This is a genomic window from Neisseria sp. P0014.S009 (genome assembly GCF_051958155.1).
Classification (GTDB): domain Bacteria; phylum Pseudomonadota; class Gammaproteobacteria; order Burkholderiales; family Neisseriaceae; genus Neisseria; species Neisseria flavescens_C.
In genome coordinates this window covers 58,104-83,848 of sequence record NZ_JBQCVS010000002.1, presented here as the reverse complement: position 1 = coordinate 83,848, position 25,745 = coordinate 58,104, and the positions used below count along the sequence as shown (strand labels likewise).

General features: G+C 47.5%; 19 protein-coding genes. 8 read left to right on the top strand and 11 right to left on the bottom strand.

Going from position 1 to position 25,745, the window contains the following annotated elements; translation table 11 throughout:
* Nucleotides 1-196 precede the first annotated feature (196 nt).
* The 5 genes from lon to ACTHS4_RS01980 all read left to right on the top strand — a co-directional run bounded on the left by lon (nt 197) and on the right by ACTHS4_RS01980 (nt 5,753).
* A complete protein-coding gene (lon, locus tag ACTHS4_RS02000) occupies nt 197-2,656 on the top strand; it encodes an endopeptidase La (RefSeq protein WP_371460226.1) in 2,460 nt (819 codons plus the stop codon).
* 185 nt (nt 2,657-2,841) lie between these two features.
* Nucleotides 2,842-3,111, top strand: coding sequence for an HU family DNA-binding protein (locus ACTHS4_RS01995; protein ID WP_003683413.1), 270 nt, complete (start codon nt 2,842-2,844; stop codon nt 3,109-3,111).
* A 351-nt stretch (nt 3,112-3,462) separates the two neighbouring features.
* The gene (locus ACTHS4_RS01990; RefSeq protein ID WP_049344802.1) at nt 3,463-3,732 is read left to right on the top strand and encodes a FeoA family protein; all 270 of its coding nucleotides are present in this window, start codon (nt 3,463-3,465) and stop codon (nt 3,730-3,732) included.
* Between the two features lie 27 nt (nt 3,733-3,759).
* A complete protein-coding gene (gene feoB / locus ACTHS4_RS01985) occupies nt 3,760-5,628 on the top strand; it encodes a ferrous iron transporter B (protein WP_049336637.1) in 1,869 nt (622 codons plus the stop codon).
* Entirely contained in the window at nt 5,625-5,753 is a 129-nt protein-coding gene (locus tag ACTHS4_RS01980; RefSeq protein WP_003683546.1) for a FeoB-associated Cys-rich membrane protein, read from the top strand. Before feoB ends, ACTHS4_RS01980 begins: the two co-directional genes overlap by 4 nt.
* A gap of 143 nt (nt 5,754-5,896) precedes the next feature.
* Here the strand turns inward: ACTHS4_RS01980 and ACTHS4_RS01975 are convergent, their stop codons facing one another.
* The 8 genes from ACTHS4_RS01975 to yhbY all read right to left on the bottom strand — a co-directional run bounded on the left by ACTHS4_RS01975 (nt 5,897) and on the right by yhbY (nt 17,796).
* On the bottom strand, nt 5,897-6,550 hold the full coding sequence (locus ACTHS4_RS01975) for a DUF1287 domain-containing protein (RefSeq protein WP_070873798.1): 654 nt from the start codon (nt 6,548-6,550) through the stop codon (nt 5,897-5,899).
* Nucleotides 6,551-6,773: 223 nt separating this feature from the next.
* Nucleotides 6,774-8,150, bottom strand: a complete 1,377-nt coding sequence (gene mpl, locus ACTHS4_RS01970) for a UDP-N-acetylmuramate:L-alanyl-gamma-D-glutamyl-meso-diaminopimelate ligase (protein WP_314273030.1) — start codon at nt 8,148-8,150, stop codon at nt 6,774-6,776.
* A gap of 405 nt (nt 8,151-8,555) precedes the next feature.
* The gene (locus tag ACTHS4_RS01965) at nt 8,556-8,894 is read right to left on the bottom strand and encodes a P-II family nitrogen regulator (protein ID WP_063069030.1); all 339 of its coding nucleotides are present in this window, start codon (nt 8,892-8,894) and stop codon (nt 8,556-8,558) included.
* An 89-nt stretch (nt 8,895-8,983) separates the two neighbouring features.
* On the bottom strand, nt 8,984-10,768 hold the full coding sequence (gene lpdA / locus ACTHS4_RS01960) for a dihydrolipoyl dehydrogenase (protein WP_049344805.1): 1,785 nt from the start codon (nt 10,766-10,768) through the stop codon (nt 8,984-8,986).
* Between the two features lie 77 nt (nt 10,769-10,845).
* Nucleotides 10,846-12,459, bottom strand: a complete 1,614-nt coding sequence (gene aceF / locus ACTHS4_RS01955; protein ID WP_440365448.1) for a dihydrolipoyllysine-residue acetyltransferase — start codon at nt 12,457-12,459, stop codon at nt 10,846-10,848.
* Nucleotides 12,460-12,602: 143 nt separating this feature from the next.
* Nucleotides 12,603-15,266, bottom strand: coding sequence for a pyruvate dehydrogenase (acetyl-transferring), homodimeric type (gene aceE, locus ACTHS4_RS01950; RefSeq protein WP_440365447.1), 2,664 nt, complete (start codon nt 15,264-15,266; stop codon nt 12,603-12,605).
* Nucleotides 15,267-15,858: 592 nt separating this feature from the next.
* On the bottom strand, nt 15,859-17,289 hold the full coding sequence (locus ACTHS4_RS01945) for a tetratricopeptide repeat protein (protein ID WP_440365446.1): 1,431 nt from the start codon (nt 17,287-17,289) through the stop codon (nt 15,859-15,861).
* A gap of 219 nt (nt 17,290-17,508) precedes the next feature.
* Nucleotides 17,509-17,796 carry a ribosome assembly RNA-binding protein YhbY gene (yhbY, locus tag ACTHS4_RS01940; RefSeq protein ID WP_049323205.1) on the bottom strand — a complete coding sequence of 96 codons (288 nt, stop codon included), beginning with the start codon at nt 17,794-17,796 and terminating at the stop codon, nt 17,509-17,511.
* A gap of 112 nt (nt 17,797-17,908) precedes the next feature.
* Between yhbY and rlmE the strand changes: the two genes are divergently transcribed.
* A complete protein-coding gene (rlmE, locus tag ACTHS4_RS01935; protein ID WP_070826245.1) occupies nt 17,909-18,529 on the top strand; it encodes a 23S rRNA (uridine(2552)-2'-O)-methyltransferase RlmE in 621 nt (206 codons plus the stop codon).
* A 70-nt stretch (nt 18,530-18,599) separates the two neighbouring features.
* Entirely contained in the window at nt 18,600-20,561 is a 1,962-nt protein-coding gene (gene ftsH, locus ACTHS4_RS01930) for an ATP-dependent zinc metalloprotease FtsH (RefSeq protein WP_070826246.1), read from the top strand.
* 103 nt (nt 20,562-20,664) lie between these two features.
* Here the strand turns inward: ftsH and tpx are convergent, their stop codons facing one another.
* The 3 genes from tpx to trpS all read right to left on the bottom strand — a co-directional run bounded on the left by tpx (nt 20,665) and on the right by trpS (nt 22,833).
* Nucleotides 20,665-21,159, bottom strand: coding sequence for a thiol peroxidase (gene tpx, locus ACTHS4_RS01925; RefSeq protein ID WP_003679194.1), 495 nt, complete (start codon nt 21,157-21,159; stop codon nt 20,665-20,667).
* A 42-nt stretch (nt 21,160-21,201) separates the two neighbouring features.
* On the bottom strand, nt 21,202-21,741 hold the full coding sequence (locus ACTHS4_RS01920; protein ID WP_070826247.1) for a hypothetical protein: 540 nt from the start codon (nt 21,739-21,741) through the stop codon (nt 21,202-21,204).
* An 81-nt stretch (nt 21,742-21,822) separates the two neighbouring features.
* Nucleotides 21,823-22,833: a tryptophan--tRNA ligase gene (trpS, locus tag ACTHS4_RS01915; RefSeq protein WP_070826248.1), complete on the bottom strand. Its 1,011-nt coding sequence runs from the start codon at nt 22,831-22,833 to the stop codon at nt 21,823-21,825.
* A 258-nt stretch (nt 22,834-23,091) separates the two neighbouring features.
* Here trpS and clpB point away from each other — a divergent pair, with 258 nt between their 5' ends.
* Entirely contained in the window at nt 23,092-25,665 is a 2,574-nt protein-coding gene (gene clpB / locus ACTHS4_RS01910; protein ID WP_070826249.1) for an ATP-dependent chaperone ClpB, read from the top strand.
* Nucleotides 25,666-25,745 lie beyond the last annotated feature (80 nt).

The following is a 25,745-nucleotide window of genomic DNA, read 5'->3' as shown; positions in this document are numbered from 1 at the left end:
GGTTAGCCAGGGCCGTCTGAAAAGTTTTCAGACGGCCCGAAATCCGATATATTTTATCGTAAACGTCCATATCGGGCTATTAAAAATGATGTTTTCGAAAATAGGTGCGGATAAGCTGTTTTCAAGTCTTGAAATGGAGCGCTTCAGCCCAATTTTGAGCTACATTCTGATTTAACAATGATTGAGATTATTAACTATGCCGACAAAAGACAAATATTTCGAGGAATACAGTGCGCTGGCTACTTTGCCTTTACGCGATGTCGTGGTGTATCCGCATATGGTATTGCCGCTGTTCGTCGGTCGTCCTAAATCGATTGCGGCCCTTGAGGCGGCAATGGCCAATGATGATCCGGTTTTCCTGTTGGCCCAGCTTGACCCTAATACAGAAGACCCTAAAGCTGAAGACTTGCACCAGACCGGTACGGTTGCCCAAGTTTTGCAGGTTTTGAAGCTGCCTGACGGTACCGTTAAAGTATTGGTAGAAGGTATCCGTCGTGCGCGCGCGTTGACGGTTGACGAAACAGGCGGATTATTTTTGTCCCATGTTGAGGCGATTGATGAAAACAGCGACAAGGACAATCCCGAAATTGAAGCCTTGCGCCGTACCTTGCTGACTCAATTCGAGCAATATGCGAAATTGAACAAAAAAATCCCTGCCGAAGTCATCAGTACCATCAGCAGTATCGATGACAACAGCCGTCTTGCCGATACGATTGCCGCGCATTTGCAGCTGAAATTGGAGCAGCGTCAATATGTGCTGGAGACCGCCGGCATTGTTGAGCGTTTGGAATTTCTGCTGGCGCAGTTGGAAGCCGAACTCGACATCATGCAGGTTGAGAAGCGTATTCGTGGCCGTGTAAAACGTCAAATGGAAAAATCCCAACGCGAGTATTACTTGAATGAGCAAGTCAAAGCGATTCAGAAAGAGTTGGGCGAAGAAGACGAGCGCGGCGAGCTGGATGCGCTGGAAAACAAAATCAAAGAAGCAGGCATGAGCAAAGAGGCTGAAGAAAAATGTCTGTCTGAATTGAAAAAACTGAAAATGATGCCACCGATGTCTGCGGAATCTACCGTCGTGCGCAACTATATCGATACTTTGCTTGAGCTGCCGTGGAAGAAAAAATCCCGTGTCAGCAAAGATATTGCCAAGGCTGATTTGATTTTGAATGCCGACCATTATGGTTTGGAAAAAGTCAAAGAGCGCATTTTGGAATATTTGGCCGTTCAAAAACGTATGGACAAGCTCAAAGGCCCGATTTTGTGTCTGGTTGGTCCTCCGGGGGTGGGTAAAACTTCCTTGGGTGAGTCGATTGCCAAAGCGACAGGCCGCCAGTATGTGCGTATGGCCTTGGGCGGCGTGCGTGACGAAAGCGAAATCCGCGGCCACCGCCGTACCTATATCGGCTCTATGCCGGGCAAAATCCTGCAAAACATGGCGAAAGCGGGTGTGAAAAATCCATTGTTCCTTCTTGATGAAATCGACAAGATGGGCAGCGATTTCCGTGGCGATCCGGCCAGTGCTTTGCTTGAGGTGCTGGATCCTGAGCAAAATAACAAGTTTGCCGACCACTATGCCGAAGTCGATTATGATTTGAGCGATGTGATGTTTATTGCCACTTCAAACAGCTTGAATATCCCGACTCCGCTGCTTGACCGTATGGAAATTATCCGTCTGTCCGGTTATACGGAAGATGAAAAAATCAATATTGCCATGCAATACCTTGTGCCGAAACAAATGAAGCGCAATGGTGTGAAAGAGGGCGAGTTGGTGGTTGATGAAAGTGCGGTGCGCGATATTATCCGTTACTACACCCGCGAGGCCGGTGTCCGTTCGTTGGATCGCGAAATTGCCAAAATCTGCCGTAAAGTGGTGATGCAGGTTACTTTGAATGAGGACAAGAAAAAAGCGTCCAAATCCAAAACAGTAAGCAAGGCCAAGCCTAAAGCGATTAAAGTTACTGAGAAAAATCTGCATGACTATTTAGGTGTGCGCCGTTTCGACTATGGTGTGGCCGAAAGCGAAAACCGCATCGGTCAGGTAACCGGTTTGGCTTGGACCGAAGTCGGTGGCGAGTTGTTGACCGTTGAAGCGGTTGCCTTGCCGGGCAAAGGTACGATTCAATGTACCGGCCAACTGGGCGACGTGATGAAAGAATCAGTATCGGCCGCATGGTCGGTTGTCCGTTCTCGTGCTGAATCAGTGGGTCTGGCTCCTGATTTTTATGAGAAGAAAGACATTCACGTCCATGTGCCTGAAGGTGCGACGCCAAAAGATGGTCCGAGTGCAGGTATCGCCATGACTTTGGCGATGGTTTCTGCCTTTACTAAAATTCCGGTGCGTGCTGATGTAGCTATGACCGGTGAAATCACTTTGCGTGGCGAAGTGTTGCCGATCGGCGGTTTGAAAGAAAAACTGCTGGCTGCTTTGCGCGGCGGTATCAAGCATGTATTGATTCCAAAAGACAACGTCAAAGATTTGGAAGAAATCCCTGAAAATGTCAAAACCGGTCTGACCATTCATCCGGTCAAATGGATTGATGAAGTGTTGGCTTTGGGTTTGGCAGCTCAGCCTGAGCAATGGGCGGCTGAATTGGCGGTTGCTGAGACCCCGCAAACTTCTAAGACGAAGTCAAGAACAAAAGCAACCAAGCATTAAGTTGGTCGTCTGATGTTGCAAAAAATGTGGTTTTGCCCTGAATGCCACAAAAATAGGGCAATTCCACATCTTTTACTTGACATGATAATTTCAGAATTGCTATAAAGTGCGTATGTGCTTTAAAAGTGCTTAAGCCCCGTGTATTCGGGCATTTCATCATTTTTTACGATAGGAAGGGACTAATTGTGAACAAGTCTGAATTGATCGAAGCAATTGCTCAAGAAGCCGGCATTTCCAAATCTGCTGCGCAAAAAGCTTTGGATGCTACTACTAATGCCGTAACCAATGCGTTGAAAAACGGCGACACTGTTACTCTGGTCGGTTTCGGTACTTTCTACGTCGGCGAACGCGCCGAACGTCAAGGCCGCAACCCTAAAACTGGCGAGCCTTTGACTATTGCTGCTGCTAAAACTCCTAAATTCCGTGCCGGTAAAGCATTGAAAGACGCTCTGTAATTTAGAGTCTTTCCCTGAATGGGAATAAAAAACCGATTTGATTCGGTTTTTTATTTTGAAGGCCGTCTGAAACCTTTCAGACGGCCTTTAGTTTGTTGAGTGTATAAAAAGGCTGAAATTCTAATGATAAAAGGATTTCAGCCTTTTTAGTTTATCTTGTTACATTTGATTTTTACATTAATAAGATTTATCATTAGCAAAGAAAATAACAATACTTAAAACAAACCGCACTTATTGAAAGAAGTAGCGAATAGCCACTCATAACCAACCTTTCAAATGTGCCACACATTCGTCAGCACTTCTCACATTTCTAATAATCTGATTTTTTAAAACAAATGAAAAGAGAGGCTTATGTCTACCATTCCTTTGTCGCGCCTGAAAAAAGGCGCAGTCGTACATATTGATTCCATCGTTTCCAATCCTGTTTTTGGTGATTTGGATACCTTGGTAACCCGTCGCCTTGCAGATTTGGGTTTTTCCAGCGGAATGCCGTTGCAAGTGATTGCCGTGGGCGGTTTTGGAAGAGGACCGTTTGCAGTACGCTTGGGCAATCAATCCCAATTTTCCCTGCGTTTGGAAGAGGCCGGGAAGATTATGTGTCGTATCGTTGAGGCCGTTTAAGGCCGTCTGAAAGAATAAGGAAAAATGATGGAACTAAGCTATTTTGCCTTGATTGGCGCGCCAAACTGCGGTAAAACCGTTTTGTTCAACGGTTTGACCGGCTCACATGCCAAGGTTGCCAATTATCCGGGCGTAACTGTCGATAAGCGCGAGGGCGCCTTCCTCGACGACGAGGCCGTCCGCATTATCGACCTGCCGGGCACATACAGCCTACGCACGACCAGCCCCGACGAAGCGGTGGCGAAAGATGTAATGGTAGGCAAGATGGGCATTCCGCCCGATGCCATTATTGCCGTTGCCGACGCGACCAACCTGCGTATGACCCTGCGCATGATTTTGGAACTGAAAACGCTGGGACTGCCTATGGTGGTGTCGCTGAATTTGAGCGACGTGGCCCGCAAAAGGGGCTTGAATATCGACGCGGCCAAACTGAGCGAGTTGTTGGATGCACCTGTTTTGGAAACAGTTGCAGTGAGCGCGTCGGGCGTACAGGCTGTACGCGAAGCCGTGGCGAAGCTGCCGCGCAAACGCTCTTTCCCCGCAAACCCCGCCTCTGCCGAACGCACGCTCGATGCGCTGGATAGCGACAAACTTTATCAAGAAGTCGAATCGATTTTAGCACAAGTGGTACGCACCCAGATGACGCTGCCCGCATGGCACAAAAAACTCGACGACATCGTGCTACACCCCGTCTGGGGCATGATTATGCTGCTGGTCATCCTGTTTATGGTGTTCCAAGCGGTTTACACATGGGCGGCGCCGATTATGGACGCCATCGAAGGCGGCTTTACCGCGCTGGGCGAATGGATAGGCGCCAACATGGAGCCGGGCATCCTCAGCGACTTGCTCGTCAACGGCGTCATTGCCGGTTTGGGTAGCGTGTTGGTGTTCCTGCCGCAGATTACGATTTTGTTTGCCTTTATCCTGCTTTTGGAAGACTCGGGCTATCTGCCGCGTGCAGCCTTCCTGTTGGATAACATCATGGCAAAAAGCGGTTTGTCCGGCCGTTCGTTTATTCCCCTTTTGTCCAGCTTTGCCTGTGCCGTTCCTGCCGTGATGTCGGCGCGAACCATTAACGACCCGCGCGAACGCCTTGTTACCATCGCGGTTGCGCCGTTGCTGACTTGTTCCGCACGTTTGCCGGTGTATGCGCTGATTATCGCCGCTGTTATTCCTGACCGTACAGTGGGTGGGATTTTCAACCTGCAAGGCCTGACATTGTTTATTCTTTATATCGTAGGCATTCTGTCGGCCGCATTGGCAGCGTATATCATGAAACGCTTGGCGCGGATGAAAGGCAATGTGCAGCAATTCCCGCTTCTGATGGAACTGCCGACTTTCCGCACGCCCAACTTCAAACACATCATGACCAGCCTGTGGGATAGGGTAAAAGCCTTCCTGAAACGCGCGGGTACCATCATTTTTGCGTTGGCCGTGGTTCTGTGGGGCTTGGTAAGCTGGCCGCAACCGCCTGAAGGCGCAACCGGTGCCGCCATCGATTACAGCTTGGCAGGTACGCTTGGTCATGCTATTCAGCCGTTTTTTGCACCTTTGGGTTTTACTTGGGAAATGTGTATCGCCATGATTCCGGGTATTGCCGCGCGCGAAGTGGTCGTTGCCGCATTGGGTACCGTTTATGCCGTCAGCGCGTCGTCTGAAGATGCCGTACAAAACGCATTAATTCCCATCATACACAACAACTGGGGCTTGCCGACCGCCTTTGCCTTCTTGGCTTGGTATGTGTATGCTCCGATGTGTGCCGCGACTTTGACCGTGATTAGACGCGAAACCAAATCCACGAAAAATATGCTTATGATTACAGGCTATTTGTTCCTGATGGCTTATTTTGCCGCATTCGTGGTTTACCAAATTTCTTCAAGGATACTATCATCATGACTCAATATATTATCGTCGGCTTGATTATGCTCGCCTGCGTATTCTTCCTCTTGCGAAAATTCGTGTTCAAACCGAAAAAACGCGACTGCAGCAGCGGCTGTGGTAAATGCGGCGGTTGCGGTTAAATAAAGAGGGTTAGGTAAAAGTAAAAGGCCGTCTGAAACTATTTCAGACGGCCTTTTTTGTATTTCATGCTATGTAAACTGACGAGGTATATTTGCTCTTTATCGTTTCAGATTAATAGGTACCTAGGATTTGGTGCTAAGGTTTATCGAACGGGAAGCCTGTAATGTCCGGTAATGGTGTAGCGGTAGAGGATGTCGTTTTCACGGGTTCCTGAACCGATATTATGAATAATCAAGGGCCTGTCGCCGATTTTTCGATCGGAGACGATGCCGATATGGGGACGGTTGCCTTTCAGTTCCCAAGTTACAATATCGCCAGCTTGATAGTTTGTATCTCGAACTGCCCAGCCTTGACGCGTGAAATAAGTCATTAGGTTAGGTACGCGGCGGTGGTCAATATTGGTATCAGGTTGTTTCAAACCCCAGCGTTTCGGATAGACGGAAAAGTTGCGGCTCATGTCTTGATGAACAAGCTCTTGCAAATCGATATTTTGGTCGCGCAAGGCACGGATGACCACGTCTGTGCAAACGCCTTTTTCCATAGGTACATCGCCCATTGGATATTTGAGCTTGGTGTAAGCAGGGTCGTAACGAAGGGTTTTGCCAATTTGGTTTCGCGCAGATTGTACGATTTGCGGTGATGGTCCTTCGGGTTCGGTAATCTTCTGTTGTAGGAAATTGGTATTAATACTTGGGATAGAGTTGTGATGACGGGCAAAAAATACCGCTGTTGTAATCAGAAGGATGGAAAGCGCAATACTGAGAACTATGGGCTTAAAGGTAGTTTTGTGTTTCATGATATATGTACGGCTTAGATGTTGTCTGTATTATTATCAGATTTTGGGGAGGATTGGCAATGCATAATGGAAAAATGGTCTTGAGCAAGTATGTATGGGCAAATAATAGATGAGTGTTATTTGGGTATTACCAAAACATTTTTCGTAAATATAGATTTTAAATTGGCATATGATAAAAGGCCGTCTGAAAACTTTTCAGACGGCCTTGGTTATTGGAGAAGGCTTATTTCAAGGCTTCCAGCAGTTTTCCGTGAATTCCGCCGAAACCGCCGTTGCTCATGACCAAAATATGGTCGCCTGCTTCGGCATTTTTCATGATTTCGGCAACGAAGGCATCGAAGTCTTTGCCGACGTGTAGCTTGTCGCCTAAAGGCGCGAGGGCTTCGGCGACGTTCCAGTCCACACCGCCGGCGTAGCAGAACACTTGGTCGGCACCTTTGAGGCTTGCGGGCAGGGCGGCTTTCATGGTGCCGAGTTTCATGGTGTTGGAGCGCGGCTCGAGGACGGCGAGGATGCGGGCATTACCAACGCGCTGGCGCAGACCTTCGATGGTGGTTTCGATGGCGGTTGGGTGGTGGGCAAAGTCGTCGTAAACAGTGATGCCGTTTACCGTGCCTTTAATTTCCATGCGGCGTTTGACGTTTTTAAACGCGCTCAAGGCTTCGCAGGCCGTCTGAATATCGACGCCGGCATGACGCGCGGCAGCGATAACGGCGAGGGCGTTCATGCGGTTGTGTTCGCCCATCAGTTCCCAAGCGACGTGTCCGACCGTTTCGCCATGATGGCATACGTCAAACGAGCCGTCGGCATGGACGGTACCAACCTGCCAGCCTTGTTCGGTACCAAATTTTTCTACGGGCGTCCAGCAGCCTTTGTCTAGAGTATCTTGCAGGCTTTGTTGTTGGCCGTTGCAGACGATGAGGCCTTCAGACGGCACGGTGCGTACCAAATGATGGAATTGGGTTTGAATGGCGCCCAAATCGGCAAAAATGTCGGCGTGGTCGAATTCTAAATTGTTCAAAATGGCGGTACGCGGACGGTAGTGTACGAATTTGGAACGTTTGTCGAAAAAGGCAGTATCGTATTCATCGGCTTCGATAACGAAAAACGGCGATTTGCTGTTCGGGTCTTGGCGCGGCGTTTGCGGCAGGCGGGCGGAAACGCTGAAGTTTTCCGGTACGCCGCCGATGAGGAAGCCTGGCGCAAGGCCGGCATATTCCAAGACCCATGCCAGCATGGAGGCTGTGGTCGTTTTGCCGTGTGTCCCTGCTACGCCGAGTACCCAGTGCCGGTGCAATACGTTTTCAGCAAGCCATTGCGGGCCGGAAGTATAAGGCAGGCCTTTGTTCAAAATGGCTTCAATCACATCCATGCCGCGTTTGGCAACATTACCGATAACGTAAATATCGGCTTTAAATTTGTCTAATTGAGCGGCATCAAAGCCTTCGTGTACGTCAATGCCCAAGGCTTCGAGCTGGGTACTCATCGGCGGATACATCTTAGCGTCGCAACCGCTGACTTTAAAACCTGCTTCTTTGGCAATAGCCGCTACACCGCCCATAAATGTGCCGCCGATACCGATAATGTGGATGTGTTTCATGATAAGACTGTCTTTGGATAAATTAATTTTAAAGCCGTCATTATAACGGAGTTTGGATAAAGAAAGGGGTCGTCTGAAAAGTTAGGCAACAATAAGAATAGGAAAAAAATACGAGGAATTTGATTTTAAAAGGAGGGCATTGAGGTTTTACAAGTATGGGATTGGGTAAGCACTACTTTGGAAAGAGTTATTTGATACGGTAAAGTCGTTCACGAAGGTCAGGTGAAGCATTGCCTCGAACTCCTCCATGCTTGATAGCGTGAGGTTTTCGATAATAGGTTTACTTGGATAGACTTTAGAAAATAGGGGGTATTCAATTAATGCCGTTTGAAAAATAAGTCCTGAGCAAACCACGCTACGACTTATTTTCAGACGGCATTTGCATTCTGTATTTTGCGATTTCTATTAAAGCGCTGCTTCCGAGCGTTCACCGGTACGGATACGGATAGCTTCTTCAACCGGATAAATGAAGATTTTACCGTCACCGATTTTGCCGGAATGTGCGGTTTCCAAAATGGCATCAACAGCCTGATCGACTTTGTCGTCAGCTAATACCAATTCGATTTTTACTTTGGGCAGGAAATCAACCGCGTATTCTGCGCCGCGATAAATTTCCGTATGACCTTTTTGGCGGCCGAAGCCTTTAACTTCGCTGACAGTCATGCCGGTAATGCCGATTTCGGTCAAGACTTCGCGCACATCGTCGAGTTTAAAAGGTTTGATAATGGCTTCGATTTTTTTCATATTAATTCTCCTTATTTGAGAAAAGGCCGTCTGAAACATTCAGACGGCCTTTGTTCCATCAAGTTCGTTCAAATTTTATTTGAGTGAACTTATTTCTTTTTCTGAGCAGGCAGGTCGGTACATACGCCCAATGCCACTTCCGCAGCCATACCGATGGATTCGCCCAGGGTTGGGTGTGGGTGGATGGTTTTACCGATATCGGCTGCATCACAGCCCATTTCAATCGCCAAGCAGACTTCGCCGATCATATCGCCGCCGTTAGGACCAACGATACCGCCACCGATGATGCGGCCGGTTTCAGCATCAAAAATCAGCTTGGTGAAACCATTGTCGCAACCGTTGGCAATCGCACGGCCGGAAGCAGCCCATGGGAAGTTGGCTTTGGTAATTTTGCGGCCGGAAGCTTTGGCAGACAACTCGGTTTCGCCAACCCATGCCACTTCAGGAGAAGTGTAAGCAACACCCGGAATAACGCGTGCGTCGAAGTAGGCTTTGTGGCCGGCACAGTTTTCAGCGGCAACGTGACCTTCGTGAACGGCTTTGTGTGCCAACATTGGTTGACCGACGATGTCGCCGATAGCGTAGATGTGCGGCACGTTGGTGCGCATTTGTTTGTCCACTTCGATGAAGCCGCGGTCAGTTACAGCAACGCCTGCTTTTTCGGCGCTGATGAGTTTGCCGTTAGGCGCACGACCGGCAGCCACCAATACGGCATCGTAACGTTGTGGCTCTTTAGGCGCATTTGCACCTTCAAAAGTAACGTAAACGCCGTCTTCTTTAGGCTCAACAGCAACAGTTTTGGTGTTGATCATGATGTTGTCAAAACGGTATTCGTTTTGTTTTTGCCATACTTTAACCAAGTCGCGGTCTGCGCCTTGCATCAGGCCGTCCATCATTTCAACAACATCCAGGCGAGACCCCAAAGTGCTGTAAACCGTACCCATTTCGAGACCGATAATACCACCGCCGATGATCAACAGTTTGCCTGGTACTTCTTTCAGAGCCAGTGCACCGCTGGAATCGATGATGCGTGGATCTTCAGGAATGAAAGGCAGTTTGGTTACGCGGCTACCTGCTGCAATGATACAGTTTTTGAAGGCAACGATTTTTTTCTCGCCGGTAGGAGTCGCTTGCTCGTACACGTCGCCGGTAGTCAGCGACACTTCCAAGTGGTGCGGATCTAAGAATTGGCCGTCGCCTTGGATAACGTCTACTTTACGGCCTTTGGCCATGCCTGCCAAACCGGTAGTCAAACGGGAAACCACGCCGTCTTTGTAAGCACGCAGCATGTCGATATCGAGTTCAGGCTCTGGGTATTTGATACCGTTGGCAGCCAAGTGACGCACTTCATCGATAACGGCAGCATTGTGCAACAGGGCTTTGGAAGGGATACAGCCAACGTTCAAGCAAACGCCGCCCAAAGTTTTGTAACGCTCGACGATGGCAACTTTCAAGCCTTCGTCAGCAGCGGCAAATGCAGCAGAATAACCGCCAGGGCCGCCACCCAATACAACTACGTCGTATTCGGCATCGGCAGAACCGCCGAATTGAGCAGCTTGAGGAGCAGGAGCGGCTGCTTTAGGTGCTTCTTGCGCAGGAGCAGCTGGTGCTTCGGCTTTAGGAGCGGCAGCCGCACCTTCGGCTTCAACGACTGCAATCAAGCCGCCTTCGGAGATTTTATCGCCGACTTTAACTTTAACTTCTTTAACGACACCTGCAACTTCGGCAGGTACGTCCATAGTGGCTTTATCGGTTTCCAAAGTAATCAGGGTATCGTCCACAGCAATGGTGTCGCCTACATTTACTTCAACCGCAATAATATCTACGTTTTCGTGACCGCCAATGTCGGGCACTTTTAATTCAACTAAGCTCATGTCTAATCTTTCTGAATGATGTTCGGACTTCTTTTTTCAGACGGCCTGAGTAAAAAGGCCGTCTGAAAATGCTCGGATTACAGAGTAATGCGGCGGAAGTCTTTCAACAGGTTAGCCAGGAATACGGTAAAGCGCATACCGGCGGCACCGTCGATGACGCGGTGGTCGAAGGACAGGCTCAATGGGCACATCAGGCGAGGAGCGAATTCTTTGCCGTTCCAAACCGGTTTAATTTGGGATTTGCACACGCCCAAGATGGCAACTTCAGGAGCATTCACGATTGGCGTGAAGCCTGTACCGCCGATACCGCCCAAGCTGGAAATGGTAAAGCATGCGCCTTGCATTTCTTGTGGTTTGAGCTTGCCTTCGCGGGCTTTTTTAGACAATTCGGTCAGCTCTTGGCTGATTTGTTTCAAGCCTTTTTGATCCACGTCTTTGATTACTGGAACAACCAAGCCGTTTGGCGTGTCTGCTGCGAAACCGATGTTGAAGTAGTTTTTCAGCACCAAGTTGTCGCCATCCAAAGAGGCGTTGAATTCAGGGAAGGCTTTCAGTGCAGCAACAGAGGCTTTAATGATGAAGGCCAATGGAGACAGTTTCACGCCTTCGCGTTCCCATTCTTTGTTCAGCTGTTTGCGGAATTCTTCCAATTCGGTCATATCCGCTTCCTCGTGTACGGTAACGTGAGGAATCACAACCCAGTTGCGAGACAGGTTTTGACCAGAGATTTTCTTAATGCGAGACAGTTCTTTAACTTCGACGCTGCCGAATTTAGAGAAGTCAACTTTAGGCCATGGCAACAAGTCCAGACCACCGCCCAAAGAGGCAGCGGCAGGTTTGCCTGCACCGCTTTGCATAACGGATTTAACGAAGGCTTTAACGTCTTCGCCCATGATACGGCCTTTCAGACCGGTACCTTTAACTTGACCCAAATCTACACCCAATTCGCGCGCCAGTTTACGTGCGGAAGGACCTGCATGGGCTTTGGCAAAAGCAGCTTCGTCAATTTTGGCAGCTGCAGGTGCAGCTGGAGCAGGCGTAGCGGCTGGTGCGGGAGCAGCAGGAGCCGGAGCAGCGGCTGGTGCAGGTGCGGCAGCTTGAGCGGCAGGAGCAGGAGCAGCTGCGGCGGAACCGGCGGTTTCTACTTCGATAATGGCAGAACCTTCAGATACTTTGTCGCCAACTTTTACAAATACGGCTTTAACAACACCGGCTTCTGTACATGGTACGTCCATAGTGGCTTTGTCGGTTTCCAACGTAATCAGGGTGTCATCAACGGCAACAGTGTCGCCAACTTTAATTTCAACGGCAATAACGTCTACGTCAGAGTGGCCGCCGATATCAGGTACAACAACTTGTACAGTAGCACCACCGGCAGGAGCGGCTGCAGGCGCAGCAGCTGGAGCAGCAGGAGCTTCTGTTGCAGGGGTCGGAGCGGCATCAGCAGCGGCAGCACCGGTTTCAACGGTCAGAATAACGCCGCCTTCAGAGATTTTATCGCCCACTTTAACTTTAACTTCTTTCACGACGCCGGCTGCATCAGCAGGTACGTCCATAGTGGCTTTGTCGGTTTCCAAAGTAATCAGGGTGTCGTCAACGGCAATAGTGTCGCCTACTTTAACTTCTACGGCGATGATGTCGACGTTTTCATGACCGCCGATATCAGGGACTTTGATTTCTACGATACTCATTTGAGTTCCTTTAATATTTTCAGTTTGATGCCGTCTGAAAACTGTTTCGCACGGCATCGGTACAGTTTGTTAAACCATTCAAGTATTCGATTTTCAGACGGCCTGATGTCTGAATGAAGCAAACAGGCCGTCTGAAACATCAATTAGCGTTTCCAGCTAGGGGCTGAATCGGCCTTGATGCCATATTTTTCAATAGCTTGTTGAACGGTTTCTTTGCTGACTTTGCCTTGCTCAGCCAATGCGCTCAATGCAGCAACGGCAACGTTGTAGCGGTCAACTTCGAAGAAGCTGCGCAGGTTGGCACGGCTGTCGGAGCGACCGAAGCCGTCAGTACCCAAGACGTGGTAGTCGTTAGGGATGTAGGCACGGATGCGGTCAGCATAGCTGCGGATGTAGTCGGTAGCGGCAATAACCGGACCGTCATGACCTTGCAGTTGAGAAGTAACAAACGGTACTTTTGCAGTTTCCAATGGGTTCAGACGATTGAAGCGTTCCACTTCGATGGCATCGCGGTGCAGCTGGTTGAATGATGGGCAAGACCAGATGTCTGCTTCTACGCCGAAGTCGGCTTTCAACAATTCGGCACCGGCAATGACTTCTTGCAGGATGGTACCGGAACCCATCAATTGGACTTTTTTGTCGCCTTTGCCGCCGGCTTTCAGCAAGTACATACCTTTCAGGATGTCTTGTTCTACGCCTTCAGGCATGTCCGGATGGGTGTAGTTTTCATTCATCAGGGTGATGTAGTAGAACATGTCTTCGTGGTTAACATACATGCGGCGCAAGCCATCGTGTACGATAACGGCTACTTCATATTGGAATGTCGGATCGTAAGTTACACAGTTTGGAATCAAGTCTGCTTGAATGTGGCTGTGGCCGTCTTCGTGTTGCAAACCTTCGCCATTCAGTGTTGTACGGCCGGCTGTACCACCCAGCAGGAAACCGCGTGCATGCATATCGCCTGCTGCCCATGCCAAGTCGCCGACGCGTTGGAAACCGAACATAGAGTAGTAGATGTAGAAAGGAATCATGGCAAAGTCGTTGTTTGCGTAGCTGGTCGCAGCAGCAATCCAGTCAGCCATAGCACCTGGTTCGTTAATACCTTCTTGCAAGATTTGACCGTCAACAGATTCTTTATAGAACATCAGTTGGTCTTTATCTTGAGGAGTGTATTGTTGGCCTTTAGGGTTCCAAATACCGTATTGACGGAACATACCTTCCATACCGAACGTACGGCTTTCATCTGGAACGATAGGCACCACGCGTTTGCCGATTTTTTTGTCTTTCAGCAAAGTAGACAGGATGCGGACGAAAGCCATGGTGGTTGAGAATTCACGGTCACCGCTGGATTTCAGTTGAGTCTCAAATGCTGACAACTCAGGCACTTCCAGAACTTCTTGGGTAGGTTTGCGTTGAGGCAGGTAGCCACCTAAAGCTTCACGGCGTGCATGCAGATATTTGTATTCTTCGCTGTCAGGAGCAAAAGTCAGGTAAGGCAGGTCGCCGCTGTCGATTTGCTCGTCGGTAACAGGAATGTCAAAGCGGTCACGGAATTGTTTCAGAGACGCTTTGTCCATTTTTTTGGCTTGGTGGGCAACGTTTTGGCCTTCGCCAGATGCGCCCATGCCGTAACCTTTAATGGTTTTAGCCAAAATGACAGTAGGTTTGCCGTCTGCGTGGTTTACTGCGCGGTCGTAAGCGTTGTACACTTTTTGAGGGTCATGACCACCGCGGTTCAATGCCCAAATTTCATCATCGGTCATATCGGCAACCAATGCTTTCAGTTCAGGTGTATTGAAGAAGTGTTCGCGAACGTATGCACCGTCTTTGGATTTGTAAGTTTGGTAGTCACCGTCCAAGCACTCTTCCATACGTTTGCGCAGGATGCCATCTTTGTCTTTTGCCAAGAGGCGGTCCCAACGACGACCCCAGACGACTTTCACAACATTCCAGCCGGCGCCGGCAAAGTTGCCTTCCAGCTCTTGAATGATTTTGCCGTTACCGCGTACTGGGCCGTCCAAACGTTGCAGGTTACAGTTGATGACGAATACCAAGTTGTCCAAGCCTTCGCGTGAAGCCAGAGCAATAGCACCTTGGCTTTCAGGTTCGTCCATTTCACCGTCGCCACAGAATACCCATACTTTACGGCCTTTGGTTTTAGCCAGACCGCGAGATTCCAAGTATTTCAGGAAGCGTGCTTGGTAAATTGCCATCAATGGGCCAAGACCCATAGATACGGTTGGGAATTGCCAGAAGTCAGGCAACAGGTGAGGGTGAGGGTAAGAAGGCAGACCTTTACCGCCAACTTCTTGACGGAAGTTGTTCAGCTGGTCTTCAGTCAGACGGCCTTCAACAAACGCACGTGCGTAGATACCAGGGGCTACGTGGCCTTGGAAGAATACCAGATCGCCTTCTTCGCCTTCGCCTTTAGCTTTCCAGAAGTGGTTGAAGCCGACTTCGTACATAGTGGCGGCTGATTGGAAAGATGCAATATGTCCACCCAATTCCAAATCTTTTTTACCTGCGCGCAAAACGATAGCGGCAGCGTTCCAACGAACGAATGCACGGATGCGGTGTTCGATGTTTTGGTCGCCAGGGATGCCTTTTTCGTCTTCTACGGAAACGGTGTTCAAATATGGAGTAGTGGTGCCGTGAGGCATACGGATGCCTTTGTCACGGCTGTATTTGACCAAACTTTCCAGCAGGTATTGGGCGCGTTCGCTACCTTCATATTCTAAAACAGAGCTTAACGCGTCTAACCATTCTTTGGTTTCAATTGGGTCAACATCGTGTAATTGGGTGGACATAATATCTATCCTTGTGTTGAGTGTTTTTCAATGACGGAGTATTACTCCGATATTTTCGTTTATCAACAAATGTGAGTTTAAAACGAAAATTCCTAGAGTTAAATTCGAAAAAAGTTTTAATTACTGAAATATTATCAATACGTTATAACCGTTGATAAAAAATCAGAAAGAATTGAACTTTTTACAAACCAGCTAACCTGCAAATGCTATCAGTAATTGGGCAAACTGGCAAATTGTGCTGTAGATATTGATAGGATTTAGAGGTTGAAATTAAGATTTTTTAAAAGAGTTATGTAGCTTGTTTTTAAATCGAGATATTGAGTGGATACAGTAAAAAAGCATCAGATATTTGAGAAAGTTTATTCGAATACGAAAAATATTTTTCAAATTTTGTTGTAAATAGAAAATTAAATTTAGATTATCTGGTTTTTTACAAAGAGAATAGGCCGTCTGAAGACTCTAAAGAGATTAAGGAGAAATGGGATTTGAAGATGGCGATTGTTGAGGAAGGGTAAATGAAAAAAATGACATGTACAGGCTACTTTAGCGCTGACATGTCATTTATGTAGGAAGTTAGAATTTCAGACGGCCTCTAATTATCAGTAGAGCCTTTTTGAGAGAATTGCTTCCATTGAGTCAGAAGCTCTTTGAGAACGTCTTGCTGTTCATGTCCATGTTGGATGGCTTCTTGCAACCAGAAGCAAGCATTGTTGATGTCTTTTTTTACACCCATGCCGTGATAATACAGGCAGGCAAGATTATATTGAGCCATCGTGTCTCTTTGTTTGGCCGCTGCTTCAAACCATTTTGCAGCTTGGCCGTAGTCGACAGGTACGCCTTGTCCGCAGTAATACATCATACCTAGATTGGTTTGGGATTTACTGTGTCCACGTTCTGCGGACTGATGGTATAACTCCAGTGCTTCAGCGTAATTCTGTTTGCGTTTTAAGCCATAGTGCGCTGCAAATGCCAGCTTGTACAGACGCTCGGCTTCCTGACGTTGGAGGGCGATTTCTTTGGTTAGCTCATAGTTTTGCTGGTTATTCAATGCGCTGTCAGACAGAAGTTTTTGGTAAGCGGCAAGATTACCTAAATCAGCCGAGCGTTGATAATATTGGCGTGCGGTGTCAGCATCAACTGCTCGTCCCAATCCGTAGCGATAGATATCACCTAAAAGGCGCAAACCTTCCGGATCATTTTGATCAGCAGCAAATTTAGCGTGCTGATAGGCCTTCTGAGGGTCTCGTTCGGTGTTTTTGCCTAGCAGATAGATTTCGGCAAGTGCTACATGTGCATTGCTATCCCCTTGTTCGGCAGCTTTTTCAAACCATTCCAATGCTTCAGCAGGATTTGATGCGACTAAGAGTTCTGCAAGAGAAGTTTGCGCTGGAACAATGTCGTAATCGGCGGCAATACGCAAATGTTCGATTGCTTTTTCAGGGTTTTGTGCAACACCTTGCCCCAATTTGTATTGAAGACCGAGTTGCCAGTGTGCCGCAATAAATCCCTGTGCAGCAGATTGCTGGTAGAGCGTATGGGAATATTCTAAATCGGGGGTGCTTGAGTATTGGTAGTGTTGTGCTAAGAAATATTGCGCCTGAGGGTTTTGTTGCTCGGCAGCTTTCAATGCCCATTTGACTGCTTGCTGTTCGTTGCCGCTATCCGCATATAAACGCATCAGGCGTAGCTGGGCCGGGACCAAGCCTTCTTCGGCAAGTTCTTGATAGACTGAAATAAGCGTTTCTACTTCTGCGCCGTTATTTTCTTGTAATTGGAGAAGATTGTAACGGGCATAGGGATGACCGGCTCTTGCCGCTTGTTTTAAATATTCAACTGCAATTGCCAAATCTTGTTCGTTTTCGTGGTTTTCAAACAGGCATCCTGCCAGCTGAAATGCAGCCTCGATATGTCCCGCCTCTGCTGCCTCGCAGAGCAATGGAATAGCTTGCGCAAAGTCAGGCGGGTCTTGAGTAATTAATTTTTTTGCTAGAAGAAAAGATTCTTCATATTGTTGAGCATTCATCGTTTTTTATGTTTATGAAGGATTCAAGGGTAAAATAATCGGCCGACAGGGTGCGGCCGTTATGATTTTGTAATTTTGGGATTATTTACAAAAATAGGCAACCGTATTTGTATTTTTATACTTAGAGTAATGGAATAAATTGTTTTATGCTGCATAAATACAACAGAAGATAGAATAAAGTGGGTTGAGAAAATACTTCTGCTGTTTGTTCAGTTCGAATTACTCTTCGTCCGGTTTTTTACGCCATAAAACAAGTAATTTACCAATGTGTTGAACCAGTTGGGCACCTAGTGTTTCACACAGGGCATTGCAAATTTCAATACGTTCTGCACGGTCATCGCCAAAAACACGGACTTTAATCAATTCGTGCGCTGTCAATGCGGCGTCGGTTTCTTTAATGACGGAGTCAGTCAAACCTTGTTGGCCAACCATAACAACAGGATGGAGGTGGTGTGCTTGGGCTTTCAAGGCCAAAATTTCTTTAGTGCTTAGTTTGTTATCGCTCATTTTGATAAGTATCCAATTAAAAAGAATAATGGCTATATTGTACGCGATTTAGAACATTTACGGGGGAAATAACGTACAATACTGGTTTTTAACTTAAGCATTTCAAACCAAGATGGCTGTACGCTCAAAATCTTCGAAAGCATGGCTGCATGAGCACGTCAACGATCATTATGTCCATATGGCACAAAAGGACGGATATCGTGCCAGAGCGGCTTATAAATTATTAGAAATCAATCAGAAAGATAAATTGATCAAGCCGGGTACTGTCTTGGCGGATTTGGGTAGTGCACCGGGTAGTTGGTCGCAGATGGCAGCCAAGCTGGTCGGTAAAACTGGGGCTGTCTTTGCTTTGGATATTTTGCCGATGGATGCGATTGATGGTGTGTCGTTTATTCAGGGAGACTTTAGGGAAGATGCTGTTTTGGAGCAGTTTGAAGCCTTATTGGATAATCGTCCGCTAGACCTTGTAATCTGTGATATGGCACCCAATATGTCAGGCAATGCCGTAACAGACCAGGCACGCAGTTTTTACCTGTGTGAACTGGCTTTGGATTTTGCCTCGCAGCATTTGAAACCCGGAGGCAGTTTTTTGGTGAAGGTGTTTCAAGGCGCGGGCTATCAGGAATATACGGCGGCAATGCGCGAAATTTTTGCCAGTGTACAAACTCGAAAGCCGGATGCTTCCCGCAATCGTTCCAGTGAGATTTACCTATTAGGCAAAAATAAACGCTGACAATGTAGGGTGGGTGCTTTAAAATTCTTTCCCTTGATTTTATTTATTTTGTAACCATGGAGCCTGTTCAGTGGGGAATACCATTAAAAACATATTAGTCTGGGTAGTGGGTGGTGCTATGCTTTTAGCAGCATTCAATGCACTCAGCGATAAGCAGGAAGATAAACAGCAAATCGAATATTCTCAATTTATTCAGCAAGTTAATAGTGGCGAAGTATCCAATGTCAATATCGAAGGATCTGTTGTCAGCGGCTATCTGATTAAAGGTGAGCGCACCGATAAAACTGCCTTTTATACCAATGCGCCTTTGGATGACAACTTGGTTAAAACACTGTTGGACAACAAAGTACGCGTCAAAGTAACTCCGGAAGAAAAACCAAGCATGCTGGCCAGTCTGTTTTACAGCCTGCTGCCGGTTTTGTTGTTGATTGGTGCATGGTTCTACTTCATGCGCATGCAAAGTGGTGGTGGCGGTAAAGGCGGTGCCTTCTCTTTTGGTAAAAGCCGTGCGCGTTTGTTGGATAAAGATTCCAATAAAGTGACTTTTGCCGATGTTGCCGGTTGTGATGAGGCAAAAGAAGAAGTGCAAGAAATCGTAGATTATTTGAAAGCACCCAATCGTTATCAAAGCTTAGGCGGTCGTGTGCCGCGCGGTATTTTGTTAGCAGGCAGCCCCGGTACGGGTAAAACATTGCTGGCCAAAGCGATTGCCGGTGAGGCAGGTGTACCATTCTTCAGTATTTCAGGTTCTGACTTCGTAGAAATGTTTGTCGGTGTCGGCGCGAGCCGTGTCCGCGATATGTTCGAGCAGGCCAAGAAAAACGCGCCATGTATCATCTTTATCGATGAAATTGATGCTGTCGGCCGTCAGCGTGGTGCCGGTTTGGGCGGTGGCAATGATGAGCGTGAGCAAACGTTGAACCAATTGTTGGTTGAAATGGATGGTTTTGAAAGCAACCAAACCGTTATTGTGATCGCAGCAACCAACCGTCCTGATGTACTTGACCCAGCGTTACAGCGTCCGGGCCGTTTTGACCGTCAAGTCGTTGTTCCATTGCCTGATATTCGTGGCCGTGAGCAAATCTTGAAAGTTCACGCTAAAAAAGTGCCTTTGGATGCATCTGTAGATTTGACTTCTTTGGCTCGTGGTACACCTGGTTTTTCAGGTGCAGATTTGGCAAACTTAGTCAATGAAGCTGCTTTGTTTGCCGGCCGTCGTAATAAAGTTAAAGTCGATCAAAGCGACTTTGAAGATGCTAAAGACAAAATCTACATGGGTCCGGAGCGTCGCAGTATGGTAATGCACGAAGATGAAAAACGTGCGACAGCCTATCATGAGGCCGGTCATGCAATCGTAGCGGAAAGCCTGCCGTTTACTGATCCGGTTCACAAAGTAACAATTATGCCTCGTGGTCGTGCATTGGGTTTGACTTGGCAGTTGCCTGAGCGTGACCGCATCAGTATGTACAAAGACCAAATGCAGAGCCAGCTCTCAATCTTATTTGGTGGTCGTATTGCTGAAGATATTTTTGTTGGCCGTATTTCTACCGGTGCATCTAACGACTTCGAACGTGCAACTCAAATGGCACGCGAGATGGTAACGCGTTATGGTATGAGCGACAAAATGGGGGTGATGGTTTATGCTGAGAACGAAGGTGAAGTATTCTTGGGTCGCAGCGTAACCCGTTCTCAAAATATTTCTGAGAAAACCCAACAAGATATTGATGCGGAAATCCGCCGTATTTTGGATGAGCAGTACCAAGTGGCTTACAAAATCTTGGATGAAAATCGCGATAAGATGGAAACCATGTGCAAAGCACTGATGGATTGGGAAACCATCGATCGGGACCAAGTTTTGGAAATTATGGCCGGTAAACAACCTAGTCCGCCTAAAGATTACAGCCATAATGTCCGTGATGACAAAGTAGAAGAGTCTGAAGCGCCTGTTGCTGAAGCTGCTGAACCTGTTGAGCAAAATGAGGTTCAGAATACTGAGTCAGTAGAAGCAAGCAAAACAGATAAATCTGTATAAGGCTTGAAACAGAAAACGGTAGCTTTTGGGCTACCGTTTTTATTTTGAAGATAATCTAAAGGCCGTCTGAAAATTTTCAGACGGCCTGATTTTATTTGGTTAATTACAAAACAGCCAAGGCTGCTTCGTAGTCAGGCTCGTTCGCAATTTCAGAAACCAATTCAGCGTGGAGAACTTGGTTTTGCTCATTCAAAACCACCACTGCGCGGGCAGTCAGGCCGCGTAATGGGCTTTCTGTCAGTGTAACACCGTAATCGTTAGAAAAGCTGCTGCGGAATGTAGAAAGTGTCACTACATTTTCCAAACCTTCTGCGCCGCAGAAACGGGCTTGTGCAAACGGTAAATCGGCAGAAATGCACAAGACGACGGTATTGTCCAAAGATGACGCACGTTTGTTAAAAGTGCGGACGGACTGGGCGCATACGCCGGTGTCAATACTGGGGAAAATATTCAGCACTTTGCGTTTGCCTGCAAAGTCAGCCAATGATTTCTCAGATAGGTCTGCTGCTACCAATGTGAAATCAGGTGCAACTTGACCGATGGCAGGCAAATTGCCGTTTGTAGAAATAGGAGAGCCTTGGAAAGTAACTTGAGCCATGATTCAGTCCTTGTGTCAGGGGAAAATAGGATGGGCAGGGTTTTAGTAATGACGGCGACGGAAATAGAACATGCCTTCGCTGTCAATTTCTAAAATATAGCGACCGTTTTGTACAGCGGCATAGCCGCTTTTGCCTTCGGTATAAGGCTGCAAAGCAGCGTGTGAAATCAGATAGTCGGTCAGTTTGCCGCCGTCTTGGGCAATATTGTCCACCATTTTTGCAAAGGCAGTGTGGCAAACTCCGTTGGCTGACCAGCCGGCTGAAACGCCTTTTTCATTTTTTTCCATGCATTGGCCGCTGATGACTTCTAAGTCGGTAGGGTGCTTACCAATCAGATTGATAACACCGCCCTCTATGCCGTTAATCGGATAGGTGCGTTGTTTCTTACCTTCTTTCGTTTCGCCGTCTTGAGCTGTACCTAAATCCAAACCGGCTATAGCTTGTTCATCGATATATTTAACTTTGAAGGTAGGCTTGGGCGCTTTGCCTGAAGCAGCATCATTGGCTACAGTATCTTCAGATTTACCGCCGCAGGCAGCCAATGAAAGGCTGAGCAAGATAAGGGGGAAGGTTTTTTTCATATGAGAAACCCTAGAAAAACGATTATATTTCAAATGATAAACGATATTGTGGCCGTCTGAAATATTCAGACGGCCTTACTATTATTTCAACGGACGAATACCTACTGCATCGCGTACTTTATCCAACAATTCGCGTGCTTCTTTACGCGCTTTTTGTGCGCCGGCCTGCAAAATGTCTTCAATTTGAGAGGGTTTGGCTGTCAATTCATTGTAGCGCTCGCGCGGTTCTGCGAGCTCGGCATTGATTTTTGCGCCCAAGAGTTTCTTGGCTTCACCCCAAGCAAGGCCTTCGGCCAGCATTTGCGTGAACTCGGCAGTTTCAGACGGCGTGGAGAAGGCTTTGTAGATTTCAAACAGAGGACTTTCATCAGTCTGTTTCGGCTCGCCGGGTTCTTTCATATTGGTGATGATTTTGTTAACCGATTTTTGGGTTTTCTTGTCGTTTTCCCAAAGCGGAATGGTATTGCCGTAGGATTTGGACATTTTGCGTCCGTCCAAGCCGACCAAGAGTTCGACATTTTCGTCGATTTTTACTTCAGGCAGGGTGAAGAGCTCTTGGAAGCGGTGGTTAAAGCGACCGGCAATATCGCGAGCCATTTCAACGTGTTGTATTTGGTCGCGACCGACTGGTACTTCATGGGCATTGAACATAAGAATGTCGGCAGTCATGAGGATAGGGTAGCTGTACAGGCCCATTTCCACGCCGTGATCCGGATCTTCCTGACCGTTTTCGGTATTTGCCTGTACTGCAGCTTTATAAGCGTGGGCGCGGTTCATCAGACCTTTTGCAGTGATACAGGTCAGAATCCAGTTCAACTCCATCACTTCGGGAATATCGCTTTGACGGTAGAAAGTGGTCTGTTCCGGATTGAGTCCACAGGCGAGCCATGTGGCGGCAACAGCTTGAGTAGATTGATGAATCATTTCCGGCTCATGACATTTGATGATGCCGTGATAGTCGGCCAAAAAGAGGAATGATTCGGTATTGGAATCTTGCGCTGCGCGGATAGCCGGGCGGATGGCACCGACATAGTTGCCCAAGTGTGGAATACCTGTTGTGGTAACGCCTGTTAAAACTCGTTTTTTGCTCATGAAAGTATCCTTCGGCATAAAGGCCGTCTGAAAATAAATATGGTGCCGATTATACCTGATTATTCTTGATTTTTCAGACGGCCTTTTGAGTAGAGGGTAACTGGATAATAAAAGTTATACACATAAAATTTAAAAAATAAAACACTGTAAAACAATAAGATAGTAAAAAATTATTGATTAATGAGTAAATGGCTCTTGAGTTATCCACATTTGCGCTTATATAGGCTCTAACAGAATATATTTGAAGAGGAACTTAAAATGAGATTTGATAAATTGACTGCCAAATTTCAGCAAGCTCTGCAAGAAGGTCAAAGTTTGGCTTTGGCTGCGGACAGCAGCTACCTTGAGGCCGGCTTTATCTTAAAAGCGTTGCTTGACGATCAAAACAGCGGTGCTGCTGCGTTACTGGCTCATGCAGGTGTGAATGTGCCTCAAGTGAAACAGCGTTTGCAGCAGCATTTAAACAGCCTGCCGAAAGTGTCCGGTCAAGGTGGCGATATTATGCCTAGCCGTGAGCTGCAAGCTGTATTAAACCTGATGGATAAGGCTGCAACCAAACGTGGCGATGCCTATATCGCCAGCGAACTTTTCCTGCTGGCTTTGGTTCAGCAGAATGATGCGACCGGCAAAATTTTGAAAGAAGCCGGTGCGACCGAACAAAATATCAATGCCGCGATCGATGCGGTACGAGGAGGACAAAACGTGAACGATGCGAATGCTGAAGACCAACGCGATGCTTTGAAAAAATACACACTTGATCTGACTCAACGCGCCCGTGACGGTAAGCTCGACCCCGTTATCGGTCGTGATGATGAAATTCGTCGTGCGATTCAGGTATTACAACGCCGTACCAAAAACAACCCTGTGCTGATTGGTGAGCCGGGTGTGGGTAAAACCGCGATTGTTGAAGGTTTGGCACAACGTATCGTCAACGGTGAAGTACCTGAATCCCTGCGTAACAAACGCCTTTTGGTTCTGGACTTGGCGGCTTTGATTGCCGGCGCGAAATATCGTGGCGAATTTGAAGAACGCTTGAAAGGCGTGTTGAACGACTTAGCTAAAGACGACGGCAACACTTTGATTTTCATTGACGAAATCCATACTTTGGTTGGTGCAGGCAAAACCGACGGCGCAATGGATGCGGGCAATATGTTGAAACCGGCTTTGGCGCGCGGCGAATTGCACTGTATCGGTGCGACTACTTTGGATGAATACCGTCAGTACATCGAAAAAGATGCGGCACTCGAACGCCGCTTCCAAAAAGTATTGGTTGGCGAGCCAAGTGTAGAAGATACCATCGCTATTTTGCGTGGTTTGCAAGAGCGTTATGAAATTCACCACGGTATCGATATTACTGACCCTGCTATCGTTGCCGCAGCGGAGTTGAGCGACCGTTATATTACCGACCGCTTCCTGCCTGATAAAGCGATTGATTTGATCGACGAAGCGGCCAGCCGCATCAAAATGGAGCTGGACAGCAAACCTGAGCAAATGGATAAACTTGACCGTCGCATTATCCAGCTCAAAATGGAAAAAATGCACGTTGCCAAAGAAACTGATGATGCCAGCAAAAAACGTCTGGAATTGATAGACGAAGAAATCGACGGACTGCAAAAAGAATACGCTGATTTGGATGAAATCTGGAAAGCCGAAAAAGCGGCATCATCCAGCACAGCTGACATCAAGAAACAGATGGACGACATCAAAGTCAAAATCGAGCAGGCTAAACGCCAAGGCGATTTTGCCCGTGCATCTGAGCTTGAATACGGTAAGTTGCCTAAATTGAGCGCACAGTTGCAAGCGGCAGAAAGCAATCCTGACGGCAAAAAACAAAATAAACTTTTCCGTACTGAAGTCGGCGCAGATGAAGTAGCCGAAATCGTTTCTCGTATGACCGGCATCCCTGTGTCAAAAATGATGGAAGGTGAACGCGACAAGCTGCTGAAGATGGAAGAAGTATTGCACCGCCGTGTGGTCGGCCAAGATGAAGCCGTGCGTGCTGTATCCGACGCTATCCGCCGTAGCCGTTCCGGTTTAGCCGATCCGAATAAACCTTATGGCAGCTTCCTGTTCTTAGGCCCGACCGGTGTGGGTAAGACCGAATTGTGTAAGGCATTGGCAGGCTTCCTGTTTGACAGCGAAGATCACCTGATTCGTATCGATATGTCCGAATACATGGAAAAACATGCTGTTGCCCGCTTAATCGGTGCGCCTCCCGGCTATGTCGGCTACGAAGAAGGCGGCTACCTGACTGAACAAGTCCGCCGCAAACCGTACAGCGTGATTCTTTTGGACGAAGTGGAAAAAGCCCATCCGGACGTATTCAACATCTTGCTGCAAGTATTGGATGACGGCCGCTTGACCGACGGACAAGGCCGTACCGTAGACTTCAAAAATACCGTTATCGTGATGACTTCCAATATTGGTAGCCAACATATCCAACAAATGGGTACTCAGGACTACGAAGCGGTGAAAGAAGTTGTGATGGAGGATGTGAAAGAACATTTCCGTCCTGAAATGATCAACCGTATTGATGAAGTAGTCGTGTTCCATGGTTTGGATCAGGCCAATATCCGCAGTATTGCAAAAATCCAGCTTAAAGGTTTGGAAAAACGTTTGGAAGCACAACATCTACATCTGAAAGTTGATGATGCTGCCTTGGATCTGATTGCCGAAGCCGGTTTCGACCCTGTGTATGGTGCCCGTCCACTCAAACGCGCCATTCAGTCAGAAATCGAAAACCCGCTGGCAAAAGCATTGCTTGAAGGTAAATATGCACCGGATAGCACAATCCATGTTAAAGAAGAGGGTGGTAAGCTCTTGTTTGCATAAGGTTAAAACAATGTAGTATGTTGTTGTAAAAGGCCGTCTGAAAGAATTCAGACGGCCTTTCTTAGTTATTGATTCACATC

What these genes read in the sequence shown, in the direction of transcription:
- ACTHS4_RS01990 (WP_049344802.1), top strand. Translation starts at nt 3,463, where the DNA reads ATGTCTACCATTCCTTTGTCGCGCCTGAAAAAAGGCGCAGTCGTACAT.
- trpS (WP_070826248.1), bottom strand. Translation starts at nt 22,833, where the DNA reads ATGAGCAAAAAACGAGTTTTAACAGGCGTTACCACAACAGGTATTCCA.
- yhbY (WP_049323205.1), bottom strand. Translation starts at nt 17,796, where the DNA reads ATGAGCGATAACAAACTAAGCACTAAAGAAATTTTGGCCTTGAAAGCC.
- ACTHS4_RS01945 (WP_440365446.1), bottom strand. Translation starts at nt 17,289, where the DNA reads ATGAATGCTCAACAATATGAAGAATCTTTTCTTCTAGCAAAAAAATTA.
- tpx (WP_003679194.1), bottom strand. Translation starts at nt 21,159, where the DNA reads ATGGCTCAAGTTACTTTCCAAGGCTCTCCTATTTCTACAAACGGCAAT.
- feoB (WP_049336637.1), top strand. Translation starts at nt 3,760, where the DNA reads ATGGAACTAAGCTATTTTGCCTTGATTGGCGCGCCAAACTGCGGTAAA.
- lpdA (WP_049344805.1), bottom strand. Translation starts at nt 10,768, where the DNA reads ATGAGCTTAGTTGAATTAAAAGTGCCCGACATTGGCGGTCACGAAAAC.
- lon (WP_371460226.1), top strand. Translation starts at nt 197, where the DNA reads ATGCCGACAAAAGACAAATATTTCGAGGAATACAGTGCGCTGGCTACT.
- ACTHS4_RS01975 (WP_070873798.1), bottom strand. Translation starts at nt 6,550, where the DNA reads ATGAAACACAAAACTACCTTTAAGCCCATAGTTCTCAGTATTGCGCTT.
- aceF (WP_440365448.1), bottom strand. Translation starts at nt 12,459, where the DNA reads ATGAGTATCGTAGAAATCAAAGTCCCTGATATCGGCGGTCATGAAAAC.
- ACTHS4_RS01920 (WP_070826247.1), bottom strand. Translation starts at nt 21,741, where the DNA reads ATGAAAAAAACCTTCCCCCTTATCTTGCTCAGCCTTTCATTGGCTGCC.
- clpB (WP_070826249.1), top strand. Translation starts at nt 23,092, where the DNA reads ATGAGATTTGATAAATTGACTGCCAAATTTCAGCAAGCTCTGCAAGAA.
- ACTHS4_RS01965 (WP_063069030.1), bottom strand. Translation starts at nt 8,894, where the DNA reads ATGAAAAAAATCGAAGCCATTATCAAACCTTTTAAACTCGACGATGTG.
- mpl (WP_314273030.1), bottom strand. Translation starts at nt 8,150, where the DNA reads ATGAAACACATCCACATTATCGGTATCGGCGGCACATTTATGGGCGGT.
- ACTHS4_RS01980 (WP_003683546.1), top strand. Translation starts at nt 5,625, where the DNA reads ATGACTCAATATATTATCGTCGGCTTGATTATGCTCGCCTGCGTATTC.
- aceE (WP_440365447.1), bottom strand. Translation starts at nt 15,266, where the DNA reads ATGTCCACCCAATTACACGATGTTGACCCAATTGAAACCAAAGAATGG.
- rlmE (WP_070826245.1), top strand. Translation starts at nt 17,909, where the DNA reads ATGGCTGTACGCTCAAAATCTTCGAAAGCATGGCTGCATGAGCACGTC.